Source organism: Flavobacterium glaciei, assembly GCF_003350545.1.
Taxonomy (GTDB): domain Bacteria; phylum Bacteroidota; class Bacteroidia; order Flavobacteriales; family Flavobacteriaceae; genus Flavobacterium; species Flavobacterium glaciei.
The window spans coordinates 146,232-168,356 of sequence record NZ_QQBA01000004.1 but is presented as its reverse complement, the minus strand read 5'-3'; the positions used below and the strand labels follow the sequence as shown (position 1 = coordinate 168,356).

18 protein-coding genes are annotated in these 22,125 nt (G+C 34.1%); 14 read left to right on the top strand and 4 right to left on the bottom strand.

Annotated elements, in window-relative coordinates; translation table 11 throughout:
• The first annotated feature begins 8 nt into the window (after nucleotides 1-8).
• The 5 genes from DFR66_RS05550 (at nucleotide 9) to DFR66_RS05530 (ending at nucleotide 4,938) form a co-directional block, all read left to right on the top strand.
• Nucleotides 9-908, top strand: coding sequence for a DMT family transporter (locus DFR66_RS05550; protein ID WP_114753849.1), 900 nt, complete (start codon nucleotides 9-11; stop codon nucleotides 906-908).
• A gap of 33 nt (nucleotides 909-941) precedes the next feature.
• Nucleotides 942-1,628, top strand: a complete 687-nt coding sequence (locus DFR66_RS05545; RefSeq protein WP_114753848.1) for an HAD family hydrolase — start codon at nucleotides 942-944, stop codon at nucleotides 1,626-1,628.
• Nucleotides 1,629-1,860: 232 nt separating this feature from the next.
• Nucleotides 1,861-3,132: an OmpA family protein gene (locus DFR66_RS05540; protein ID WP_114753847.1), complete on the top strand. Its 1,272-nt coding sequence runs from the start codon at nucleotides 1,861-1,863 to the stop codon at nucleotides 3,130-3,132.
• 170 nt (nucleotides 3,133-3,302) lie between these two features.
• Entirely contained in the window at nucleotides 3,303-3,932 is a 630-nt protein-coding gene (locus tag DFR66_RS05535) for a chloramphenicol acetyltransferase (RefSeq protein ID WP_114753913.1), read from the top strand.
• A 106-nt stretch (nucleotides 3,933-4,038) separates the two neighbouring features.
• Entirely contained in the window at nucleotides 4,039-4,938 is a 900-nt protein-coding gene (locus DFR66_RS05530) for a histone deacetylase family protein (RefSeq protein ID WP_114753846.1), read from the top strand.
• 161 nt (nucleotides 4,939-5,099) lie between these two features.
• Here the strand turns inward: DFR66_RS05530 and DFR66_RS05525 are convergent, their stop codons facing one another.
• Complete coding sequence (locus tag DFR66_RS05525) at nucleotides 5,100-5,432, bottom strand: single-stranded DNA-binding protein (protein WP_114753845.1); 333 nt, start codon at nucleotides 5,430-5,432, stop codon at nucleotides 5,100-5,102.
• A gap of 186 nt (nucleotides 5,433-5,618) precedes the next feature.
• On the opposite strand from DFR66_RS05525, the gene DFR66_RS05520 reads away from it, so the two are divergent.
• The 5 genes from DFR66_RS05520 to DFR66_RS05500 all read left to right on the top strand — a co-directional run bounded on the left by DFR66_RS05520 (nucleotide 5,619) and on the right by DFR66_RS05500 (nucleotide 11,679).
• Nucleotides 5,619-7,148, top strand: coding sequence for a bifunctional GNAT family N-acetyltransferase/carbon-nitrogen hydrolase family protein (locus DFR66_RS05520; RefSeq protein WP_114753844.1), 1,530 nt, complete (start codon nucleotides 5,619-5,621; stop codon nucleotides 7,146-7,148).
• Nucleotides 7,145-7,495, top strand: a complete 351-nt coding sequence (locus DFR66_RS05515) for a hypothetical protein (protein WP_114753843.1) — start codon at nucleotides 7,145-7,147, stop codon at nucleotides 7,493-7,495. The genes DFR66_RS05520 and DFR66_RS05515 overlap by 4 nt, the downstream gene beginning before the upstream one ends.
• Nucleotides 7,496-7,598: 103 nt before the next feature.
• Entirely contained in the window at nucleotides 7,599-9,920 is a 2,322-nt protein-coding gene (locus tag DFR66_RS05510; protein WP_114753912.1) for a M28 family peptidase, read from the top strand.
• Nucleotides 9,921-9,932: 12 nt separating this feature from the next.
• Complete coding sequence (locus DFR66_RS05505) at nucleotides 9,933-10,736, top strand: Rossmann-fold NAD(P)-binding domain-containing protein (RefSeq protein ID WP_114753842.1); 804 nt, start codon at nucleotides 9,933-9,935, stop codon at nucleotides 10,734-10,736.
• A gap of 1 nt (nucleotide 10,737) precedes the next feature.
• A complete protein-coding gene (locus DFR66_RS05500; protein WP_242008633.1) occupies nucleotides 10,738-11,679 on the top strand; it encodes a DMT family transporter in 942 nt (313 codons plus the stop codon).
• Nucleotides 11,680-11,782: 103 nt separating this feature from the next.
• Here DFR66_RS05500 and DFR66_RS05495 read toward each other — a convergent pair whose 3' ends face one another.
• The 3 genes from DFR66_RS05495 to DFR66_RS05485 all read right to left on the bottom strand — a co-directional run bounded on the left by DFR66_RS05495 (nucleotide 11,783) and on the right by DFR66_RS05485 (nucleotide 15,978).
• Complete coding sequence (locus DFR66_RS05495; RefSeq protein WP_146841099.1) at nucleotides 11,783-12,604, bottom strand: hypothetical protein; 822 nt, start codon at nucleotides 12,602-12,604, stop codon at nucleotides 11,783-11,785.
• 99 nt (nucleotides 12,605-12,703) lie between these two features.
• The gene (locus tag DFR66_RS05490) at nucleotides 12,704-13,630 is read right to left on the bottom strand and encodes a M23 family metallopeptidase (protein ID WP_114753840.1); all 927 of its coding nucleotides are present in this window, start codon (nucleotides 13,628-13,630) and stop codon (nucleotides 12,704-12,706) included.
• Between the two features lie 284 nt (nucleotides 13,631-13,914).
• Nucleotides 13,915-15,978, bottom strand: coding sequence for a M13 family metallopeptidase (locus DFR66_RS05485; protein WP_114753839.1), 2,064 nt, complete (start codon nucleotides 15,976-15,978; stop codon nucleotides 13,915-13,917).
• Between the two features lie 459 nt (nucleotides 15,979-16,437).
• On the opposite strand from DFR66_RS05485, the gene DFR66_RS05480 reads away from it, so the two are divergent.
• The 4 genes from DFR66_RS05480 to DFR66_RS05465 all read left to right on the top strand — a co-directional run bounded on the left by DFR66_RS05480 (nucleotide 16,438) and on the right by DFR66_RS05465 (nucleotide 21,932).
• The gene (locus DFR66_RS05480) at nucleotides 16,438-17,103 is read left to right on the top strand and encodes an SCO family protein (RefSeq protein WP_114753838.1); all 666 of its coding nucleotides are present in this window, start codon (nucleotides 16,438-16,440) and stop codon (nucleotides 17,101-17,103) included.
• Nucleotides 17,104-17,256: 153 nt separating this feature from the next.
• A complete protein-coding gene (locus tag DFR66_RS05475) occupies nucleotides 17,257-17,499 on the top strand; it encodes a FeoA family protein (RefSeq protein WP_114753837.1) in 243 nt (80 codons plus the stop codon).
• On the top strand, nucleotides 17,493-19,595 hold the full coding sequence (gene feoB / locus DFR66_RS05470) for a ferrous iron transport protein B (RefSeq protein WP_114753836.1): 2,103 nt from the start codon (nucleotides 17,493-17,495) through the stop codon (nucleotides 19,593-19,595). Before DFR66_RS05475 ends, feoB begins: the two co-directional genes overlap by 7 nt.
• A 105-nt stretch (nucleotides 19,596-19,700) precedes the next feature.
• Complete coding sequence (locus tag DFR66_RS05465; protein ID WP_114753835.1) at nucleotides 19,701-21,932, top strand: TonB-dependent receptor family protein; 2,232 nt, start codon at nucleotides 19,701-19,703, stop codon at nucleotides 21,930-21,932.
• The last annotated feature ends 193 nt before the right edge of the window (nucleotides 21,933-22,125 follow it).

Below are 22,125 nucleotides of genomic sequence, written 5' to 3'. Positions count from 1 at the left end.
ATTATAAAATGAAAATAAAAAAGCCGCAATTAGCTTTAATTGTTGGGATACTCTGCATTTCGATATTTCCAATATTAATAAAACTTCGGTTAACTCCCGGACTAATTTCGGCTTTTTATAGAATGGCAATTGCAGTAACCTTGCTATTGCCGTATGTCATTATTACAAAAAAATTCAAGCTTCCAACTTTCAAAGTATTAATTCCTGCTATAATTTGCGGAATTTTATTCGCCTCAGATGTTGCCGTTTGGAATATTGCCATTCAAGAATCGAGCGCTACTCAGGCTTCACTGCTTACAAATTTATCCCCGCTTTGGGTGGGCATTGGTTCGTTTTTATTTTTAAAAACAAAACCCGCCACTAATTTCTGGATAGGAACTCTAGTCTCATTATTCGGAATGATTATGCTAGTTGGTTTCCAGTTTTTTATCGAGTTGAATTTTGACAATGCATTCCTTTTTGCCGTATTATCGGGTATTTTATATGCTATTTACTTACTGGTCAGCAAAAATGTGCTTTCTAGTATGGATGTCCTTTCTTTTATGACTATCAGCTTAATTTCTTCAAGTATATATTTAGGAATTCTCTGCTTAATGCTAGAAGAACCTTTTTACGGTTTTTCTGATGCTGGCTGGCTAGTATTATTAATCCAAGCAGTAGTTTGCCAATTATTAGCGTGGTTATCGCTGAGTTATGCCACACAACACATGCGCGCCACAAGAGTGTCTTTGAGTTTACTCAGTCAAGCCGTTTTGACTTCAATTTTAGCTTGGTTATTTTTAGATGAAATAATCACCCTGCAAATGATTATCGGAGGAATTATTTTACTTTTGGGAATTCGAATTACCTTTTATTCGAAAACAATTTCAATAAAAAAAGTATTTTTCAAAACAGGAGACAGTTTGTAGGAAAACCTCAATTATTATCAAAATAATATAAAAATGGAACTAAAAGTAATTGCTTTCGACGCCGATGACACCTTATGGATCAACGAAACGTATTTTGATGAAACCGAAAAAAAATTCTGTGGTTTAATGGAAGATTATTTGTCCCATCAGGGAATTTCCAAAGAACTATTTAAGGTCGAAATCGATAATTTAAAACTATACGGTTACGGAATCAAGGGCTATATTTTATCGATGATTGAAGCGGCGATGACTATATCAAATAACACACTTCCTGTAGAAATAATCGAAAAAATCATTCAATACGGAAAAGAATTATTGGAGAAACCAATTGTTTTATTGGAAGGTGTGGAAGAAACCTTAGCTGCTTTACACGGAAAATACAAATTAGTGGTTGCTACTAAAGGTGATTTATTAGACCAACGAAGAAAGTTGCACAATTCAGGTTTGGGTCATTATTTTCACCATATCGAAGTAATGTCAGACAAGCAAGAAATTGATTATTCTGATTTGATTAAACGTTTGGAAATACAATCTGAAGAATTTTTAATGATTGGAAATTCCTTAAAATCAGATGTTTTACCAGTACTGGCCATTGGCGGACACGCTGTTCATATTCCGTTTCATACTACTTGGGCACACGAAAGAATTGACCATACAGTAGAACATGAAAATTTTAGTTCTTTCGAAAAAGTAACAGAAATACTAGAAAAACTAGGGTGAGAAATCAGGTTCTAAACTCATTTAATTAAGTAAAAAACAATTTTCAAGTAAAAAACAATTTGTTTTAAAGTTAATATCTTTACATAATATAAAATAAAAATACAAAATATTGATAAATTCGTATTTAAGAGCTCCGTTTTATACAACTAAAACTAATTCTTACATAATTAACAGATTAAAGTTTGATATTTAACAATATATCGTACTTTTGCATAAATTAAAAAAAAAAAAAATGAAAAAAATCATACTTAATCTAGTACTTGCATCGGTTGTGACCACTATGAGTGCTCAAACTGGAAGTGTAAAAAACACAGAAGCAGCAGTTGAAAATTCTTTCAACAAATGGTCTGTAGAATTAGCTGGTGGTTTTAACAAACCATCAAGAACAATGTCACCTGGTCATAGAACTGCTGTAGTTAGTCCCTATGTTGTAGATTTAGGTGTTCGTTATATGTTTAACAACAAATTCGGTTTGAAAACTGATTTGGGTTATAACAGTTTTACAGAAGGTGATAATTCAATAAAATTTGACACAAAGTATTACAGAGTAAATTTACAAGGTGTTGCAAACTTAGGAAGAATCATGAGTTTTGAAACTTGGACTAAAACAATTGGTTTACTTGGTCATGCTGGTGTAGGTTTGTCATTTTTGGAAAAAGAAAATCCTTCTTTCAGTAGAGACAGAATGGGTAACTTAATGGCGGGGATAACTGGTCAAATTAAATTATCTGATAGAATTGCATTGACAGGAGATTTCACAACTATAGTTCACGGTAGACAAAATCTTGCTTTTGACGGTGCTAGTACAGTTTCTACAAGAGGACTTTCTGGAGCACTTTTTAACGGTACTGCAGGTATAACAGTTTACTTAGGTAACAATGTGAAACATGCTGACTGGGTTATTGATAACGAAGGTAAATTTGATGCAATTGATGCAAGATTTACAGCTATCGAAAACAAAATGTTAGATTCTGATAATGATGGTGTAGCAGATTATTTAGATCAAGAAGCTAATACACCTGCTGGTCAAATGGTTGATACTAAAGGTAGATCTATTGACAAAAACAACAACAATGTTGCTGACGATACTGAAGCTTACATCATGAAAAACTATGCAGCTAATACTGGAGACGGTTCTGTTGTATACAATAACGATTTAATCAAAAGTTTAATCAACGGTGGTTATGTTGCAGTTTATTTTGACTTCGATAAATCTACTCCAACAAATGTTTCTACTGAAGGTACAGATTTTATCTTGACTTACTTAAGAAACAATCCTACTGCTTCAGTTGACATTATTGGTCATGCTGACGAATTAGGAAGGTCAGAATACAATGATAAATTATCTGCTGCAAGAGCAAATAATGTAAAAAATACTTTGATGAAAGCTAATATTGAAGCTTCAAGATTGAATGTAATTGCTGCAGGTGAAGACTCTTCAGTTGATAAAAATTCAGATGCTGCAAGAAAATTAGTTAGAAGAGTTACTTTCATGGTAAAATAATTCTTTCTCAAAATTCTCTAAAAACCCTAAAGGAAATTTCTTTTAGGGTTTTTTTATGTTTATGTGCACCAATTGAAAAAGTTTTTAATTCCTTTTAACAAAAATCTCCATCAACAGATTTTTGATTTAAAAGATTAGCAGTACTTTTGAAAATAAATAAAAAAAGCAATTTGAAAACCCTTTTAGATCTAGAAAATTGGCCTAGAAAAGAACATTTTCATTTTTTTAGACAATTTGAAGAACCATTCTTTGGCGTCACAGTCGAAATTGATTGTACTAAAGCTTATGCAGTTGCAAAAGCTTTGAAAACCTCATTTTTTAGTTACTATTTACATCAGACATTGGTAGCGGTGAATACAATTGAATCGTTTCGCTATCGAATTTCAGAAGATAAGATATATGTTTGTGACCAAATTAATGCATCGGCAACTATTGGTCGGCAAGACGGGACTTTTGGTTTTTCATTGATTGAATACAATTCTGATTTTTCTATATTTGAAACGAATACTTCTAAAGAAATAGAGCGTATACAAACTACAACAGGACTCTTTACCCGAACATTTGATGATGATAATGTCATTCACTTTTCGGCGATTCCTTGGTTGGATTTCACCTCAATTTCCCATGCCAGAAGTTATACTTTTCCGGATAGTTGCCCTAAAATTTCGTTTGGAAAAATGAAAATTACAGATAATGGAAAGAGAACCATGGCAATGTCTGTTCATGTTCATCATGCCTTGATGGATGGTTTTCATCTAGGGCAGTTTGTGGATTGTTTTCAGGAGTTAATGAATCAATAATTGCACTTTCAGAAATATTAGTGTGTTTCGTGCTGTCTAGATAAAAATTAGATTTTTTTTGTTTAAAACACCTGCGTTGAAAATATAATTTCCTTAAAAATATTCCATGTTTCCAATAGCTTTTCATCCCATTTATCAGCATCCTTTACCAGAAGGGCATCGCTTTCCAATGTTGAAATATGAATTGCTCCCTCAACAATTAGTACACGAAGGAACCGCAACACTTTCTGATTTCTTTAAACCTGATATTTGCGATTTAAAGCACGTTTTAGCAATTCATAAACAAGAATATGTAAATGACTTACTCAATCTGACTTTGAATGCAAAAGCAGCGAGAAAAATTGGATTTCCACTTTCGAAAGAACTTGTAATGCGCGAATTAATTATAGCTCAAGGAACCATCGTTGGCGCTCAGAAATCGTTAGAAACAAAAGTATCTTTTAATATCGCCGGGGGAACTCATCATGCTTATTCTACTCATGGAGAGGCCTTTTGTTTATTAAATGACCAAGCAATAGCTTCTCAATACTTATTAGACCACAAATTATCAAAAAAAATTCTGATTATAGACTTAGATGTACATCAGGGAAATGGCACAGCTGAAATTTTTCGAAATAATCCAAATGTATTCACGTTATCCACACATGGCAAGACAAACTATCCTTTCAAAAAAGAAATTTCGGACTTAGATATCAGTTTTAACGATGGAACAAAAGATGATGAATTCCTCCAAACAATTGCAAATGTAATTCCAAAATTAATCGAAACTCAAAAGCCCGATTTTATATTTTATTTGGCGGGAGTAGATATTTTATCTTCTGATAAACTGGGTAAATTAGGATGCTCATTAGATGGGTGCAGAAAAAGAGATGAATTAGTTTTTGAACTTTGCTCTAAATATCAAATTCCTGTGCAAGTATCTATGGGTGGTGGCTATTCGCCCGATATAAAAACAATAATTGAAGCTCACGCAAATACATACCGAGCCGCCAAAAGTATTTTCTAAAAAAATTGAGATAACGATTATCCCATTTAAATAAAACCTAGTTTCAAGTATAAAATATGCAATTTGGAATATACCATATCATTTAATTTTTCCTGAAAATAAAAAAAGCACGGTATCCTTATCAGAAAACCGTGCCTTTTATTTCTATTTTAATCTCTACTTTATTTTCCTAAAAGCATCACCTCATTAACCAATACTTCGGTTATATATCTTTTTTCGCCGTTTTTATCATCGTAACTTCTATGAGTTAGCTTACCTTCAATAGCAATTTCTTTGCCTTTAGTAACATACTTTTCTATAATTTCAGCTGTTTTCCCCCAAGCTACTAATTTATGCCACTGGGTTTCCTCTACTTTTTCTCCTTTGTCGTTTTTATAGTTTTCATTTGTTGCTAATGTAAAATTGGCTAGTTTTTTTCCTCCGTCAAATGATTTGATTTCTGGATCATTCCCAACGTGTCCAATTAACTGTACTTTGTTTCTTAATGTGCTCATGGCGTGTAAAATTTAAATGTTAGTGTATATAAGTTATTTGTTGAATCGTTCTTTCAAATCAACATTGCAAAGATGCGATGACTGACAAAAAGTATTCGGTAGCTAACTACTTACTTTCGGTTGTAACTATTTGTAAGCGTTTGTAAATGGTAAAAAATAGCTATATTTGGTAAAAATAAAATTTTTATGCAAACCAAAATAAACAAAGTAGAGTTACGAAATCTGAAATTTGATGACTATAAAGAGTTGAAAAACTCCATGGTAGAATCGTATCCGGAAATGGTAGGTTCCTACTGGAGAGAACATCATATTGAAAAATTATTAAGCCTTTTTCCCGAAGGTCAATTGGTAATTTTAGTAGATGGAAAAGTAGTTGGCTCTGCTTTGTCTCTAATTGTTGACGAAAGTTTAGTAGACAAAAACCATAATTACTCTGATATAACCGGAAAATATACTTTCTCCACCCACAACCCAAAAGGAGATGTTTTATACGGGATAGATGTTTTTATTCACCCTAATTATAGAGGTCTGCGCCTAGGTAGACGTTTGTATGACGCCCGAAAAGAATTGTGCGAACAATTGAATTTGAAAGCTATTGTTTTTGCAGGAAGAATTCCTAATTACGGACAACATGCAGAAACACTGACTCCAAAAGATTATATAGAAAAAGTAAAAAGAAAAGAGTTGCATGACTCTGTTCTTTCTTTTCAGTTAAGTAATGATTTTCACGTAATCCGAGTAATGAAAAACTACTTAGAAGGTGATACAGATTCTAAAGAATTTGCAGTTTTATTAGAGTGGAACAATATTTATTACGACGAAAGCCCCAAACTGATAAACCTCAAAAAAAGTGTCATTCGTTTAGGGCTAATACAATGGCAAATGCGCCAACTAAACAATCTGGAAGCTTTATACGAACAATGTGAGTTTTTTGTTGATGTTGTTTCGGGTTACGGAAGTGATTTTGCATTGTTTCCAGAACTATTTACTGCTCCTTTAATGGCAGATTACAACCATTTATCTGAGGCAGAAGCGATTAGAGAATTAGCAAAATATTCGGAACCCATTAGGAAACGTTTTCAAGAACTTGCCATTTCTTATAACATCAATATCATTACCGGAAGCATGCCTCATCTAGAAAATGGCACATTATATAACGTGGGTTTTCTTTGCAAAAGAGACGGAACTTCAGAAATGTATGCTAAAATTCATGTTACTCCAAACGAAGTACAGCACTGGGGAATGACCGGCGGATCACAAATTAAAACCTTTGATACCGATTGCGGAAAAATAGGAATCGTGATCTGTTATGACATAGAATTTCCTGAATTATCCAGATTAATGGCAGATGAGGGAATGAACATTCTATTTGTTCCATTCCTTACAGATACACAGAACGCTTACACGCGTGTAAAGCACTGCGCTCAAGCCAGAGCGATAGAAAACGAATGTTATGTAGCTATAGCAGGTTGTGTGGGCAATCTTCCTAAGGTAAATAACATGGACATTCAATATGCGCAATCCGCCGTATTTACACCTTCTGACTTTGCTTTTCCAAGTAACGGAATCAAAGCCGAAGCTACTCCAAATACGGAAATGACACTGATTGTTGATGTAGATTTAGATTTACTAAAAGAACTTCACGAACATGGAAGTGTTCGAATTCTAAAAGATCGAAGAACGGACTTGTACGACATCAAAAAAATCAATCCATGAACAAAACCTGCTTAGAATGTGGAGAAAAGATTGTAGGACGCGAAGATAAAAAGTTTTGTAGTGACGGTTGCCGCAACGCCTTCAACAATAAAATAAATAAAGACAGCACTAATTTTATGCGCAACGTCAACAATAAGCTGCGCAAAAACTACCGCATTTTATCTGAAATTAATACCGAGGGAAAATCAAAAACCACAAGGGCAAAACTCTTGAGCAAAGGTTTCGATTTTGATTTTTTTACTAATATTTTAAATACTAAAACAGGAAATACCTACTATTTCCTATACGACCAAGGCTACATGCATTTGGACAATGATTTTTATATGTTAGTCAAAAAAGATATTTAATACCACAATCCCCTAATCTAACTAACCAAAAATGAAAAAAGATTATTCCTCCATTTTTGCCGGTTTATTTATCCTGGGAATTCTAGGATTGATTTACTTTAGCATGATGCCAAATTGGACTTCTGACAAAGAAGGTTCTCTTTCTGAGTTTTCAACAAAAAGGGCCTTAAATCAAGTAGAAGCCATTTCAAAAAAACCGCATTATGTAGGTTCCAACGAACATGAAGTAGTAGCTGATTATCTAGTAAAAGAGCTGACTAAGTTAGGACTGGAAACTTCAATTCAGCAAGGATATACCTTAAGCGATTGGGGAAATCTGGTTCAGTCAAAAAATATCTTAGCTAGAATCAAAGGTTCCAACAGTTCCAAAGCATTATTGTTGCTTTCTCATTATGACAGCGCGCCACATTCCTACTCTAAGGGCGCCAGCGATGCAGGTTCTGGTGTAGCGACAATCCTAGAGAGTGTTAGAGCATTTTTGTATAATAAAACGCCTCATAAAAATGATATTGTTATTCTGTTTTCAGATGCCGAAGAATTAGGATTAAATGGCGCTGCCCTATTTGTAACCCAGCATCAATGGGCTAAAGAAATAGGTTTGGTGCTTAATTTTGAAGCACGTGGTTCTTCAGGACCTAGTTATATGTTAATGGAAACCAACAAAGGAAATGCAGGATTAGTAAAAGAGTTCGCTTCCGCAAATGCGACTTTTCCAGTATCAAATTCTTTGATGTACAGCATCTATAAAATGTTACCTAATGATACTGATTTAACCGTTTTTAGAGAACAAGGCAATATTCAAGGTTATAATTTTGCTTTTATCGATGACCATTATAACTATCATACCGCTCAGGATGACATTCAACATTTAAACAAAAATACTCTAGAGCATCAAGGTACTTATTTGATGCCGTTATTAAATTATTTCTCAAATACTGATTTAAACACCACACAGGCCAGCGAAGATTACGTCTATTTTACCATTCCATATACTTTTATCAGTTATCCTTTTAGCTGGGTTTTAACAATGGTGATAATCGCATTGGCACTCTTTATTTTCCTGTTATTTATAGGAAGAGCAAAGCGTATTTTATCTTTACGCGAAATTATAAAGGGATTTGTTCCGTTTTTAGGTTCTATAATTAGTACTGGATTAATTTCGTTTTTTGGCTGGAAAGCATTGTTGATATTGTATCCGCAATACAATGATTTACTTAACGGATTTACGTACAACGGACACGCTTACATTGCCGCTTTTGTACTTTTGGCTTTGGCAATAAGCATGCTTTTTTACCATTTATTATCAGAACGAAAAGTAACCATTAATCATTATGTAGCGCCACTATTTATTTGGATTATCATCAATGGAGCGCTAGCATTTAGTTTACAAGGAGCGGGATTTTTAATTATTCCAATCTATTTTGGATTAATAATTTTTGGTGTCTTCATCGTTACTCAAAAATCAAATAAGACTTTAAATCTATTTTTAAGCATTCCCGCTTTGATCATCATAGCGCCATTTATCCAAATGTTTCCAATAGGTTTGGGATTAAAAGTACTGTTTGGAAGTGCAATTCTTACTGTTCTAACCTTTGGATTATTGTTACCTGTTTTTGGGGCTTTCGCCAAAAAGGGAATCTGGTCCTTAGTGTTTTTTGTACTTTCCATTGGCTTTTTTGCAAAAGCGCATTATGAATCTGGTTACGGATACGGAAAAGCCAAATCAAACAGCTTATTATATGTCTATGATGCCGATACGGACCAAGCTCGTTGGGCAACGTACGACAAAAATCTTGATTTATGGACCAAAAGCTATTTGGGTGAAAACCCAAAAGAAGCAACCGCTCTAAACGAAACACCATTGTTTAGTAAGTACAATTCTGGTTTTACATATGCTGCAGAAGCGCCTAAAAAAGGCATTCTGAAACCAAGTATAGCATTTCTGGAAGACAGAATCGTAGGCAATCAAAGGTTTTTGAAAATAAAAATTTCCCCGAATCGAAACGTTAATCGCTACGATATTTTTGCCAATGAAAAAATGGCTATTCATAACTTCAGAGCAAATGGTGTGACCACTTTCGGTCAGAAAAATTCGCTGTACAAACGAAAAGGAAAGAAAATATTGAGTTATTATGTCGTAGGAAACGCTCCTTTGGAAATGCAATTCAGCGTAAATTCCGCAACGGTTTTTGATATGGAACTGATGGAAAGCTCTTTTGATTTAATGACTAATCCTTTATTCCAAATAACAAAAAGAGAAAACTGGATGATGCCAACGCCTTTTGTTTTGAATGATGCTGTGGTCATCAGACAAAAAATAAAGCCAAGTCAAGTAATAGATGTGCCTATTGTGCAAAATACTACTGTTGAAAGATCTCAAAAAACGATTATAAGAATCGAAAATGATAGTTCTGAAGTCAAATAATTGAAACATAAAATGATAACTATAAGTATTTTAGGTTGCGGTTGGTTGGGTTTGCCTTTGGCGAAAGCCTTACTTTCAAAAGGGTTTTTAGTAAAAGGCTCAACGACTTCAGTAGATAAATTAGCAGCATTAGAAAACGCAGGAATTGAACCTTATTTAATTGCGCTTTCAGAAAACAAAGCCACTGGAAACACAACCAATTTTCTAGAAAATTCTGAAATTTTAATCATCGATATTCCGCCGAAACTTCGCGGTTCCGGTACAGAAAACTTTGTTTCTAAGATTAGAAACGTAATTCCTTTTATAGAAAAATCAGCTGTTCAAAACGTACTTTTCATCAGTTCAACATCGGTTTATAATGATGTCGAAGCCTTTGTTACTGAAGCAACTATCGCAAAACCGGATACTGAAGGTGGTAAACAATTACTGGAAACAGAACAGCTTTTGCAAAGCAATAAAAATTTTAAAACTACTGTATTGCGTTTTGGTGGTTTAATTGGCGAAGACCGTCATCCCATAAAATTCCTAGCAGGTAGGGAAAATCTCGACAATCCTGATGCACCCGTTAACTTAATTCATCAAGACGATTGCATTGGTATAATTCTAAAAATTATTGAAACGGATTCTTGGAACGAAACCATAAATGCGGTCGCTCCATCTCATCCTACCCGAGAACTGTACTACACTCAAAAAGGACTGGAATTAGATTTGGCTTTGCCAAAGTTCAATCATAAAAACCCATCCATTGGAAAAACAATTTTAAGTAGTAAAATAGAAACCGTTTTAAAGTATACTTTTACAAAACCAAATTTGTAACGTGAGAACAAAAATTAAAAATGCTTTTTCTTCGAAAGTTAATGCTATTGGATTGCCAATATTAGCGTTATGCTGGGTTAGTTTTTTTTGGGGAACCACTTGGATCGCTTCAAAAGAAGGCGTAAAACACATGCCTGCCTTGCAACTTGTCGCTATCAGACAATTTCTGGGAGGATTCATTTACATTTCCTATTTTTTGTTTAAAAAAACGCCTTGGCCGAAAGGGAAACAATGGAAAACAATTGTCATTCTAAGCATTCTTAACTTTGTTTTAAGCAACGGATTAAGCACTTGGGGCGTCAAGTATATCAGTAGTGGTTTAGGCGCAATAATTGGCGCGTGCGTCCCTTTATGGATTGTAATCATTACTTTTTTCAGAGGCGAACGCTTGTCCAGATTATCAGTTATGGGTTTGATTATCAGTTTTAGTGGCGTTTGCGTTATTTTTTACGACCATTTAAGTGATTTTTTGATTCCAGATTTCAGATTCGGAATAATTATTTCCGTAATTTCAACATTGACATGGGCTTTTGGAACGTTGTACACAAAGAAAAAAGCAGCAACTTTCAATCCTTATTTTAGCTTAGGAATACAAATGTTTTTGTCGAGTATTTTAGTTTTTGCGTATACCGGCGCAACTGGAATATCGGTAAGTTTAAGCGAAATTCCCGCGATTTCCTGGTGGTCTATCGGGTATTTAGTTGTTTTTGGCTCCATCCTTACTTTCATTGCCTTTATCTATGCACTTCAAAATCTTCCTGCTGAAATCAGCAGTGTTTATTCCTATATTAATCCTATTATTGCTGTGCTTCTGGGTGCATTTATCTTTGGCGAAACACTTAACACCGCAATAGCAATAGGTGGAAGCGTTACATTGTTTGGATTGTATCTGGTGAATTATTCGTTGAGGAAATCACGTAAAAATAGTAGCGAAATCATATAAAAAAAAATCCCATTCGAATGAACCAATGGGATTTGTGAAATCTTATTTATTTTTAAAATTACCAGAGTTAACTTTTATATTTACGAGCTACGGTATTAGCTTGTTACCAATAAACAATGTCGATCAACACTGTATTAACCAAAACATTATTTTCAAATTTTTCTTGTTTAATTATGTTTCCAATCTTATCGAAGGAAAATTTGTATTCTACAACTGTATTCTTTGGTGATTTAGGCAAAGAATAAGTTCTTAATAAGTTACTTCGCTTGTCATATTCATTAATTGTGACTGAATGGTATTTAGACTTTTTATTTTCTAATTCTGATTTAATTCTATTTCCGTTTTTATTAAAAATACATTTTAAATAACCGTCTTTAAGTTCTCCTTGTTTATTGTATGAATAGGTAATTAAAGATTTGTTTTTGTAGTCAATAGTTGTTTTTTCTGTAAATTTTAGTTCTCCATTTCCATCAAAATGTTCTACGACCATTCTGTTTCCTCGTTTGTCATATTGTGTAACTATTTTGTTAGCCAGCTTTTTGTCAAAGTAGGCTAAATACTCTATTTCATTCCCTTTTTTATCATACTTGTGCTCGATCAATAATTCTGGGCTATTGGTAATTGATTTTGTAATTGATTTGATTTCTCGTCCATTTTGATAAAAAAATAAAGTCTCGTCAAATTGATCTTTTGTATAAAAATCTTTTTGTGCAATTTTATGACCTTCTCTGTTCCAGTTTGAAATTAGTTCGAAGGGTATTGTCTCTGGGTCTATAACAGAAGATCCTTTTATGTTTTTGACTTTTAATTCCTTTACGTGACCTCTGATATCTTGAATGTCACTATCGGGCATGGGGATTTTTTTTATTTTAATAGGAGCACAAGAGGCTAATAATGACAAAACTATAAACAAGGATATTCGCATAATTAGTAAATTTTGTAAATTAGAAAAATGATAAAAAAGTGTTTTTTCAACTAGGATTGCATTTTTTAACTCTTTTAAATATGACAACATCGATTGCATTTATCTCTTTAAAAAAGCTTTAATTTCTTTTTTAGACATCTCGGTTAAAATGAATTCTTCTTTGACTAATGCGGTATATTCCTCACCGTTAACTAATTGTACGTCACCTTCGGTGGTGTGAAAATAAGGAGTTAAATAATTGTGTGACAGCATTGATTTATGATCATTGTTGTTTATTTCTTTGACAGGATAGCAGATGTCAAAATTTAGAAGGTAGTACTCTTTGTTAAATTCATCAATGACTCCTAAAAAGCTTGATGGATATACAGTATCACCCTCTTTAACACTAATTGAGCTAGATTTAAAACCATTGTAGTTTGCATAGGTACCGTCTTCATGTTCCACACGTATACTATTTCTATCTGTGGTAAAAACCAACTCATCTTCGTAAGTTTTATTAGACTGTTTATTGGCAACCTCAATAACAATTCCTTTTCGCATGGCATAAATGCTATCAGGATTTTTGGCTCGAATAGCGTACGACTTGAACTCGATGTCTTTTTTTTGGTTAAAATACACTTCATAAACATTCTTGCTCTCATAAACCACATAATTCTTAGCATTTTTAAATGGCAGAAGATATCGATAAGTACTGTCAACTTTAGCTTTGAAGTTTCCAGGAACATAAGAGACTGAATAACTGTATCCAATACCTTTATTTGGATCCTTTGGACGTAAAGTACACAATATTCCAGATTTGTCTTTTACAACTTTCTCAATATCACTTGATGATGTGTTTTCTAAATTTTTAAATTTTAGAGAGACTGTATAAGTACCCGGTTTGAATTTTTCATAAGAAATCTCAATTGAATTGTTTTGATTTTTTACCGCATTAACAATAATTGGTCTTTCTTGTGCTTGTGCAACACTAAAGAAAATCAAAATCCAAAACAATGTTATCGAGGGGACAATTTTTTTATAATACATTCGTAAATAATTTTTTATTTTAATAGGTTTTGTCTTTCACACCAAAGCTATAGATAAATATCTTAAATATAGATTGAAGTAGATGATTATTTATTTTTATTTTAAAGTAAATTTTAATAAAATCGCTTAAAGTCAAATCGAATTCATCCATAATAGTATCTTTAACTAGTTAACCACTTAACTCAAAAGATAAGAAGAATTCTAAACATATATATTTCACACCAACAAAAAAAGCCCATTCACAATAGTGAATGGGCTTTTTGGAATTCTATTTATTTTGAAAATTACCAGATTCTTACACGCTTTTCAGGTGCAATGTACATGCCGTCATTTGCTTGAATATCGAATGCTTTATAGAAGGTATCTATATTTTGCAAAGGAACATAAGCACGGTACATTCCAGGAGAATGCGGGTCTGTTTTTACTTGGTTTTTCAACGCTTCATCACGCATCTTTGAACGCCAGATAGTCGACCAAGAAATGAAGAAACGTTGTTCCGGAGTATATCCGTCGATTAATCCTGGATTTCCGTTTTCTTTCAAGTACAATTGTAAACCATCGTAAGCGGCATTTACACCACCCAAATCTCCAATGTTTTCTCCCAATGTAAATTTACCATCTACAAAAGTTCCTGGCAATGGCTCCAAAGCGCTGTATTGAGCGGCCAATGCTCCTGTTAAAGCGGAGAATTGTTTCAAATCTTCAGCCGTCCACCAGTCTACTAAGTTTCCGTCAGCATTGTATCGGGAACCTGAATCGTCAAAACCATGTGAGATTTCATGACCAATAACTCCACCAATTCCGCCATAATTAACCGCTTCATCGGCTTGGTAATTGTAAAAAGGCGGTTGTAAAATCGCTGCCGGGAATACGATTTCGTTATTTGATGGGTTGTAGTAAGCGTTTACCGTTTGTGGTGACATTCCCCATTTTTCTTTATCCACTGGTTTATTCAACTCAGCAATATTCTCATTGAAACGCCATTGAGACATATTTTTAGCGTTTTCAAAATAAGTTCCGCCTTCTTCCGGACTTTTAATCGTCAAGGCTGAATAATCTTTCCATTTGTCAGGATAACCAATTTTAATTCTTGATTTATGCAATTTAGCAAGCGCGCTCACCTTTGTTTCTGCTGACATCCAAGACAAATTATTGATTCTGTTTTCGAAAGCTAAGAAGATGTTTTTGATCATTTTTTCTGCTTTAGCTTTGGCCTCAGCAGGAAATTTTTTCTCAACATATAATTTTCCTAAAGCTTCTCCAACCGTTCCATTGATCGTTTGAAGTGCTCTTTCGTCACGTGGTCTTTGACTTACTGCACCCGTTAACGTTTTTCCGTAAAACTCAAAGTTGGCATTTTCAATTTCAGTTGACAATTGGCTTGAAGCCCTGTTCAACAAACTCCAACGCATGTAGGCTTTCCAGTCTTCTACCTTATTTTCTTTAAAAATAGTTTCCAGCGCCGTCATGTATTTCGGCTGCGATACTATAACGGTATCAGCTTTTGCCAATCCAATTTTTGTAAAGTAATTATTCCAATTGATAGAAGGAGTTAATTTACTCAATTCAGCCAATGTCATTGGGTTGTAGGACTTACGACGGTCTCTGCGTTCTACCCTATCAAGTCTTGGTTTAGACATAGCAATTTCAAGAGCCAGAATTTTTTCTGCATTTGTTTTAGCCACTGCTGGTTTATCCCCAAGGTATCGCAACATTTTAGCAACGTGTAAAACATATTTCGCACGTTTCTCTTTAGAATCGGCATCTTCAGAAACGTAATAATCTCTATCAGGCAGACCTACTCCACCAGGACCTAAATTAATCACGTTTCTACTGCTGTTCTTTGCATCAGTTCCTACGCCAGCACCCATAAATCCGATGCCACCGATAGGTTCCATCTCAATCATTAATGCTTCTAAATCTTTAGCGTTTTTAACGGCATTAATTTTCTTCAAATACGGTTTCAACGGAGCAATTCCTAACTTGTTTCTTCCTACAGTGTCAAGAATTGATTTATATAAATTAATCGCTTTTCCTTGATCTGTATTCGATTTATAACTTGGATTTGTTGCAGCTTCTTTTAGAATTGCCAAGGCATCCGCGTCAGTTCGTTGACGCAATTCGTCAAAACTACCCCAACGGGTTCTGTCAGCTGGAATCTCCGTATTGTCCAACCAAGTTCCATTTACATAGCGAAAGAAATCATTACTTGGTTTTACATTTTTATCCATGTAATTCACATTGATTCCCGGTTCTTTAGCTGCCGGAGCGTTCTGCGCTTGACTCACCGCAAAACCCATAATTGCAGGAATCACAAAAAGCAATTGCTTATTGCTGTTTTTTTTCATTTTTTTTAGTTTTTTAGTTATGTTAACAAAGCTATTAATAATTTTACTGATAATTTAAGTTCTCTATAATTATCACAAAACATTTCTATTTGATACAAAAAATAGAAAAAGGTTTAATCATAAAAGGCATTAATTTCATATCCTTATATTTCGAAGGAATCTATCTAAACTAAGTATTGTGTTAGGTCAAACGCATTAAAAATTGAACCACATAGAAACATAGAATTTAATTTTTGATTTAAATCTGTTCCGAACATTCGAAATTTAGGTGACATAGAAAAAAAGCCAATGCTTTTTTCTATTGTAAACTCTTATCTCCGTTAAAATTTATTTTTACAAGAATAAACACTATGTTTCTATGTGGTTTAAACGTTAATTATAATGCGTTTGACGTGAGTATTGTGTTAATTTGAATTAAAAACAAATACCGTTTTTGTATTTTTGCATCAAAATAGCATTATGTTAGAGTTTTTAAAAAAATACCGTCTCTTTTTTGGAGTTTTCTTTGTTCTTTCGGCAATTATTTTATCCTTATTTTATTCGGCTTTAAAGCCAAAAAAAACACTTCCCATTTTCAATCCCGCTGATGTAAATCCGGAATTAGTGGATAGCACCGTTCAGTACAAAAGCAAATACCACACGATTGCTGATTTTTCATTCATAAATCAAAACGGAAAAATCATTACCCAAAAAGATTATGAAGGCAAAATATATGTGGCTGATTTCTTTTTTACCACTTGTGGCTCAATTTGTCCAAAGATGACCACCAACTTATCTGATATTCAAAAAGCTTTCGCTAATAATCCAAAGGTAAAATTACTGTCCCACACCGTTTTTCCAGAAACTGATAGTGTTCCTGTTTTGAAGGCTTACGCCAAAAAACATCAAGTTGACGACAACAAATGGAACTTAGTGACGGGAGATAAAAAAGAAATTTACACCATGGCCAGAAAGTCTTATTTGGCTGTAAAATTGGGAAAACCAAGTGAACTTTATGACATGGTTCACACCGAAAATTTTGTTTTAGTCGACACTAAAAGAAGAGTTCGTGGCTTTTATGACGGAACTAATAAAGAAGACATGGAACGATTAATCGAAGACATCACTTTTTTGAGTAACGAATAAGAAACATGTAAATGAATTCTCGTTTTTATAAATTCAACTACTGCTTTACCTGTTAGATTGATTTGTTTTAATTGCGGTATAAATGTGATATTTATCATTTGTGTTTGTATTAAAATGTGTATTTTTGCAATCTTAATTCAATCTAAATAAGGTTTGCAAACAACGATACATTCTCTCAAAAAAGGCGAAAAAGCCATTATAAAAGACTTTGACATCGACACCGTTCCACTAAAATTATTGGAAATGGGTTGCCTGCCCGGCAATTTAGTTGAATTGCTTCAAATTGCTCCTTTTGGAGATCCTCTATATTTGAATATCAATGGTTCGCACGTAGCTATTCGCGTGGAAACTGCAAGAGAAATTGAAGTTGATATTATAAAAACCAACTTATGGTAAGCAAACAAAACATTAATGTCGCTTTAATCGGGAATCCGAATGTGGGCAAAACTTCCGTTTTCAATCAGCTTACGGGTTTAAATCAACAAGTAGGGAATTATCCTGGAATTACTGTTGAAAAAAAGATAGGTTTCTGCAAATTACCTAATAATATAAAGGCAAATATTCTGGACTTACCCGGAACATATAGTTTGAATGCCAGTTCTATTGATGAAAATGTAGTCATTGAATTATTACTGAACAAAAACGACAAATTATATCCTGACGTAGCGCTTGTAGTTACCGATGTAGAAAATTTAAAACGAAATTTACTTCTTTTTACCCAAATAAAAGACCTTGAAATCCCAACAATATTAGTCATAAACATGGCTGACAGAATGAAGTTTAAAGGGATTTCGCTGGACATCCCATATCTTGAGGAACACTTAAAAACAAAGATTGCCTTGGTTAGTTCACGTAAAGGATATGGAATTGATGAATTGAAAAATTTGATAGTAAGTTACAGAACTATTTCAAGCGAACCTTGCCTAAATGCTTCAGTAATTGATCCTGATTATTTCAACAGTTTGCGCAAAGCATTCCCCAATCAACTCTTGTATAAATTATGGTTAGTCATTACGCAAGACGTAAATTTCTTGAATTTAGAACGAAATGAAATCCGAAGTTCATTTACAAAATCGCACTCTGATTTAAAACGTCTTCAGCAAAAAGAAACCATAAAACGCTATCAATTCATCAATGATGTTTTGAAAGTGGGACTAAAGATTGATTCCTCAGTAGCAAGAGATTACCGCAGCAAACTCGATCGCGTGCTGACCCATAAAGTTTGGGGTTACGTTATTTTCTTTTTGATTTTATTCGTTATTTTCCAATCTATTTTCGAATGGTCTAAGATACCTATGGATTTTATCGACGCTTCCTTTGCCTCTTTGAGCACACTTGCTGCTGAAGAATTGCCAGCGGGAGTTTTAACCAACCTGATTTCGCAAGGAATCATCCCCGGAATTGGAGGAATTTTGATATTTATTCCACAAATCGCCTTTCTGTTCATGTTTATTTCGATACTTGAAGAGAGCGGTTATATGAGCCGTGTAGTTTTCCTGATGGACAAAATCATGCGAAAATTTGGTTTATCAGGCAAAAGTGTAGTACCACTTATTTCTGGAACCGCTTGTGCGATTCCTGCAATTATGGCTACCAGAAATATCGAGAACTGGAAGGAAAGACTGATTACTATTTTGGTAACTCCATTCACCACTTGTTCTGCTAGGTTACCGGTTTACGCTATTATTATTGCATTGGTAATTCCAGACAATCGTGTTTTTGGACTTCTAAACATGCAAGGAATGACATTGATGTTGTTGTATCTTCTAGGTTTTGGAATGGCTATTTTCTCTGCATATATTTTGAATAAAATTCTAAAAATAAAAGGAAAAACATACTTCGTGGTAGAAATGCCGAATTATAAATTACCCCTTTTCAAGAATGTAGGTATCAATGTAATCGAAAAAACAAAGTCCTTTATTTTTGGTGCCGGTAAAATAATTCTTGCTATTTCGATTGTTTTGTGGTTTCTCGCTTCTTACGGACCAGGAGAAAAATTCAATAATGCCGAGCAAATTATTACTCAAAACACCATCAACAAACCATTGGCAGCAGCCGAATTTGAAAATGCTGTCGCTTCTCAAAAACTAGAAAACTCCTATATTGGAATTATGGGAAAAGCCATCGAACCAGCCATTTCACCTTTAGGTTACGACTGGAAAATAGGAATTGCTATCATCAGTTCCTTTGCTGCCAGAGAAGTTTTTGTAGGTACATTAGCCACGATTTACAGCGTGGGCGGAAGTGATAATGAAGTGACCATCAAAAACAAAATGGCTGCCGAAATCAATCCCGTTACCGGAGAAAAGATTTTCAACTTCGCCTCAGGAATATCGTTACTGTTATTTTATGCTTTTGCTATGCAGTGCGCCAGTACGCTAGCGGTTACTAAAAAAGAAACCAACTCTTGGAAATGGCCAGCAGGTCAATTAATTTTTATGTCAGGATTTGCTTATGTAGTAGCATTGCTCGCATATCAAATTTTGAAGTAAAACATTCGACAAATGTTAAATTTTTAATTTTTGTTATTTTTAATTTGTCTAAATAACATTTCAGATTTATCTTTGCACCGTAGATTTAATCTAAATAAAGATAATATGAAAAATGCCTTTTCAATAGGACTATGTTTGCTTACTACAAGCTTATTTGCACAGGAAATAAATCCAACATTAAATGATACTGTTAAGACTTTGTTGCCAGTGATTGTGACTGGTAAAATTCAAAGTCCAGAGAGAATGCCTGAGGTAAAAGAAAACGTTCTGTTTTCAGGAAAGAAAAATGAGATATTAAAACTTTCTAACATCAACGGGAACTTTGCAACAAATAATACACGTGAGGTTTTTTCTAGAGTACCCGGTGTAAACATTTGGGAAAACGAGGGGTCTGGAATACAAATCAATGTAGGTGTAAGAGGATTAAGCCCTAATAGAAGCTGGGAATTAAATACTAGACAAAACGGTTATGACATTTCATCGGATGTTTTTGGATATCCAGAAGCCTATTATAACCCGCCTCTTGAAGCTGTAGAAACCATCGAATTGATTAGAGGTGGTGCTTCATTGCAATTTGGACCACAGTTTGGCGGAATGCTAAACTATGTTTTAAAAAGAGAAACAAAGAAAAAATTTACTTTTGAAACTCAAAATAGTGTGGGAAGTTACGGTTTAATGAGCTCCTACAACGCTATTGGTGGGACCTTAAAAAACTTTTCGTACTATGTATACAACCACTCTAGAAGCGCTGACGGATGGAGACAAAACGGAGAATATACCGTACGCAACACACATGCTTTCTTAGAATATCGTTTTACTCCAAACACTAAAATTTCTGCTGAGTTTACCAATATGGATTACCAAATGAAGCAATCTGGAGGTTTAACAGATGCACAATTTGAAGCCAACCCACAGCAGTCTTTACGCAATAGAAACTGGTTTGGAACTCCATGGAATGTATTCTCGCTACAATTAGACACTAAAATAAATGAGAATTTAACCTCAAATACTAAATTGTTTGGCCTTGTTGGGGAACGAAACAGTGTTGGATTTACAGCAACACCTAATGTAGCCGACGCTATTAATCCCACTACACACAACTATGCTAACCGACGCGTAGATAGAGATTTTTACGAGAACTTTGGTATTGAAAACAGAAATGTATACAAGTACAAGTTAGGTAAAACAAAACACAACTTAGCATTTGGAGCACGTGCTTACCAAGCAACAACCATTCGTAAACAAAACGGAAATGGTACTACAGCAAGTGATTTTGATTTATCTGTTAGTGCTGATTATCCTAGAAACATACAATTCAAAACAGAAAATGTAGCCTTTTTTGCAGAAAACCAATTTAGAGTTACTGAAAAATTTAGTGCAACACCAGGCGTTCGTTTTGAGCACATTACCTCAAGAGGTGCTGGATTATTTGCTGTAACCAATGGTACAAATATAAACTTTGATGCAGCACCAATTGTACGTAACAAAGCCTTATTTGGTCTAGGATTAGAATATAAATTTGGTACTACTAATGTGTATGCTAATATATCACAAGCTTATAGACCAGTACTTTTCTCTGATTTAACACCTCCAGCAGTTACAGATGTGATTGATCCAAACTTAAAAGATGCAAGTGGTTACAACGCTGATATAGGATACAGAGGAAACATCAACAACTTCATCAACTTTGATATCGGTTTATTTTACCTTCAGTACAATAACCGTATTGGTGGTGTAAGACAATTTACCAATAATGATCCATCACAAGGGACGTTTTTATACAGAACAAATTTAGGAACTACAGTAAACAAGGGTATTGAAAGCTTTTTTAACATCAACATTACACGTTTTCTTGATGTAGACAACAAAGTAGGGAATGTAGACTTTTTTGCTTCGATGAGCTTTATTGACAGTCGCTACACAGATTTTGAAACTTTTACAGCAACAGGAACACCTCCTAATACTGTAATTACAAGTTCTAATCTTGACGGAAAAAGAGTTGAAAATGCGCCTCGTTACATTCATAATCTTGGACTGTCTTGGGGAAAAAACAACATCTCAACTACTTTACAATACCGTTTAACAGGTAAAATATTTACCGATGCCAATAACACAGTGGCACCATCAGCAAATGGAGTTACAGGAATGTTAGACAAATACAATGTAGTTGATTTTTCATCTGAATATAAGTTCTTAGAAAACTATAACATTAGAGCAGGAGTTAATAATGTTTTTGACGAAGCTTACGCAACTAGAAGAGCTGGAGGTTATCCAGGTCCAGGAATTTTACCAGGAGAAGGAAGAACATTTTACATTTCTGTAGGAGCAAAATTCTAATTGATTATAAAATTACAGTAATATAATCTGAAGTAAATCTTTAGAATTAACTTTAGAATCAAGACACAGTTGTAAAACTTTGTCATTAGTTTAACTCAAAAAAGCAACCTTAATGGGTTGCTTTTTCTTATATTTACTATATGGATTTTCAAGAAATTTTAGCTTTTATAGCACTCGCAGTAGCACTAGCTTT

Coding starts and splice junctions, on each gene's coding strand:
- DFR66_RS05495 (WP_146841099.1), bottom strand. CDS start 12,604: ATGCGAATATCCTTGTTTATAGTTTTGTCATTATTAGCCTCTTGTGCT.
- DFR66_RS05505 (WP_114753842.1), top strand. CDS start 9,933: ATGATAACTATAAGTATTTTAGGTTGCGGTTGGTTGGGTTTGCCTTTG.
- DFR66_RS05465 (WP_114753835.1), top strand. CDS start 19,701: ATGAAAAATGCCTTTTCAATAGGACTATGTTTGCTTACTACAAGCTTA.
- DFR66_RS05485 (WP_114753839.1), bottom strand. CDS start 15,978: ATGAAAAAAAACAGCAATAAGCAATTGCTTTTTGTGATTCCTGCAATT.
- DFR66_RS05525 (WP_114753845.1), bottom strand. CDS start 5,432: ATGAGCACATTAAGAAACAAAGTACAGTTAATTGGACACGTTGGGAAT.
- DFR66_RS05510 (WP_114753912.1), top strand. CDS start 7,599: ATGATGCCAAATTGGACTTCTGACAAAGAAGGTTCTCTTTCTGAGTTT.
- DFR66_RS05480 (WP_114753838.1), top strand. CDS start 16,438: ATGTTAGAGTTTTTAAAAAAATACCGTCTCTTTTTTGGAGTTTTCTTT.
- DFR66_RS05545 (WP_114753848.1), top strand. CDS start 942: ATGGAACTAAAAGTAATTGCTTTCGACGCCGATGACACCTTATGGATC.
- feoB (WP_114753836.1), top strand. CDS start 17,493: ATGGTAAGCAAACAAAACATTAATGTCGCTTTAATCGGGAATCCGAAT.
- DFR66_RS05550 (WP_114753849.1), top strand. CDS start 9: ATGAAAATAAAAAAGCCGCAATTAGCTTTAATTGTTGGGATACTCTGC.
- DFR66_RS05530 (WP_114753846.1), top strand. CDS start 4,039: ATGTTTCCAATAGCTTTTCATCCCATTTATCAGCATCCTTTACCAGAA.
- DFR66_RS05540 (WP_114753847.1), top strand. CDS start 1,861: ATGAAAAAAATCATACTTAATCTAGTACTTGCATCGGTTGTGACCACT.
- DFR66_RS05520 (WP_114753844.1), top strand. CDS start 5,619: ATGCAAACCAAAATAAACAAAGTAGAGTTACGAAATCTGAAATTTGAT.
- DFR66_RS05490 (WP_114753840.1), bottom strand. CDS start 13,630: ATGTATTATAAAAAAATTGTCCCCTCGATAACATTGTTTTGGATTTTG.
- DFR66_RS05515 (WP_114753843.1), top strand. CDS start 7,145: ATGAACAAAACCTGCTTAGAATGTGGAGAAAAGATTGTAGGACGCGAA.